At 34.4% G+C, this 2316-nt stretch carries 2 protein-coding genes and 1 pseudogene; 1 reads left to right on the forward strand and 2 read right to left on the reverse strand.

Translation table 11 applies throughout. The features are described from left to right. Window positions 1–420: pseudogene (locus tag FC98_RS14520) on the forward strand (transposase); the annotation flags it as partial. 231 nt (window positions 421–651) lie between these two features. Here FC98_RS14520 and galU read toward each other — a convergent pair. Next, entirely contained in the window at window positions 652–1536 is an 885-nt protein-coding gene (gene galU, locus FC98_RS13640) for a UTP--glucose-1-phosphate uridylyltransferase GalU (RefSeq protein ID WP_056949750.1), read from the reverse strand. 136 nt (window positions 1537–1672) lie between these two features. Continuing rightward, window positions 1673–2104 (reverse strand): VanZ family protein, encoded by a 432-nt coding sequence (locus tag FC98_RS15450; protein ID WP_081581200.1) that lies wholly within the window; start codon window positions 2102–2104, stop codon window positions 1673–1675. Window positions 2105–2316 lie beyond the last annotated feature (212 nt).

The raw sequence follows: 2316 nt of genomic DNA on the forward strand, positions 1-2316 counted from the left end.
TGTTGGGCGGAATCTGATGAACAAAGTTCGCTTAAAAGACCGCAAGGCCGTGATCAATGACTTAAACAAGTTCATCGAGCTGCCAATCGTGAAGCAGCCGAACTGAAACTGAATGAGTTCGCCAACAACTGGCATCAGACCTATCCCAAGTTAATCAAAGATCTGCTTAAAATGCCGAATCTGCTCACTTGCATGGACTTTCCACCAGCCGTTCGGCAATCACTCTACTCCACTAACTTGATTGAGAACTTTAACAAGCATCTCAAGCGCACCACCCACCACAAAGAACAATTTCCAACGGAAGATTCACTGGATCGCTTCCTGGTTTCTCAGTTTAATGTTTATAACGAGAAGTCTCTGAAGCGGATCCACCGAGGGTTCAAAGGACTCCAGGACACCTTGGAAGCATCATTTATTTAAGTTAGATACATATATATGTACGAAGGCATTTCATTTACACAAGATTCTTGACGCTACCGTAATTTTATTAAATGGGAATATACACTGTTAAATACATGAAGAAAGGCTCTGCAACAATAGGCAATTACGCTTATTGGGCAGAGCCTCTTTAATATAACATAAAAAATAGCTAAATCTAAAATTTTTAATTACTTGGTGATTTTTGAAAAGTCTTTTCAAAATGAAAAGTACTTATTTTGTAGATTTCATAGCAAAAACGGTTTCTTTGAGATATTTTTTTAAATCACCAGCTATTTCCGGATTTCGTAATCCAAATTTGATATTAGTTTCCAACCAACTTAATTTATTACCGGTATCATATCGTTCACCCTTAAACTCATGAGCAAATACTCTTTGAGTTTGATTAAGAATGTCGATGGCTGTGGTAAGCTGAATTTCACCACTTGAATCTGGTTGAGTTTCTGATAGAGCTGTAAAAATTTGTGGTGTTAGTACATATCGTCCGATAATTGCCAGATCACTCGGAGCAGTCTGAGGATCCGGCTTTTCTACAAAACGCTTCACGTTATATAAACCTGGAGTAACTTGTTTAGCGGGATCAATAATACCATATTTTGACACATCTCGGCGAGGGACTCGTTTAACTGCCAATGTTGCGGCCCCGGTTTTGGTAAAACTATTGATTAATTGTTTGGTTAATGGAGTTTTATCTCGTGTGACATCATCACCTAATAACACAGCAAAGGGGTCATTTCCAACAAAACTTCTGGCAGTATAAATGGCATCGCCTAATCCATGTGGATGAGGCTGACGAGTAAAATAAATATTCATATTATTGGTCTTGCAAATCAACTTAAGTAAATCATTTTTACCACGTTTAGCTAGATTAGCCTCCAATTCAGGATTAGCATCGAAATGATTTTCAATTGACCATTTTCCCTTGCCAATGACAATTAAAACATCCTTAATTCCCGACTGCTTAGCTTCGCTAACGATATATTGAATAGTTGGAGTATCAACAATTGGCAACATTTCTTTAGGTAAGGCTTTTGTTTCAGGAAGAAAACGGGTACCTAAGCCGGCAGCAGGGATAATAGCTTTCGTTATTTTTGACATTGCTTTAGCCTCTTATTATTTATAATATGATGAACCATTAAAGTAATATTAATCAACAAAAATTATATCACTAATAAGAGCAAAAAATATAAATACTTTATTATGAATGCTAAGGGGAAATAAATTTACCTACGGGTTATTTATCAATTAACTTTGATAGATAATAACCAACTACAAATCCTAAAGTATTAGTAAGCACGTCATTTATATCTACCCAACGATGTGTTATTGCCAAATTGTCTGTTATAAATTGAGTAAATTCGATAGTGAATCCAATAAGGATTCCAGTTGTAATCACATGAGAAATTTTGAATTTGGGAGAGAATAAAATATAGGTAAGTATTCCTAAGGGACAAGTCATAATGATGTTTAGCCAGAATCCTAATTGATCTAATTCTTGAAAGGGAATGTAAGCAACTGGTGCCTTACCAATCATCATAAAGCTAATAGCTTGATTTGACGGTGGCAATTTAATAGGTAAGGTTGGGCTAAAACATAAAAAACAAATTGATAAGGCTGAAATTCCTAATAATACCCAGGCAAATAATTTTGAAATATGGTTAATAATTCACCATCTACTTTCATTATTAATTGAATTAAAAATATTGCGATAATTTATAAATTCTTCCTTAAATACATATTTTTGAAAACTAAATTTCAATTATAAGCATTTTTATCAAAACTATCACAAAAAAGTAGCAATAACGGAACTTTAACAAATCTTTTACCACATTTAATGTTTAGCAGATAGAGAGCGTAAAATATCTTGTGTAAATGCAT

Origin of the sequence: Lentilactobacillus kisonensis DSM 19906 = JCM 15041 (assembly GCF_001434135.1) — a bacterium.
Taxonomy (GTDB): Bacteria; Bacillota; Bacilli; order Lactobacillales; family Lactobacillaceae; genus Lentilactobacillus; species Lentilactobacillus kisonensis.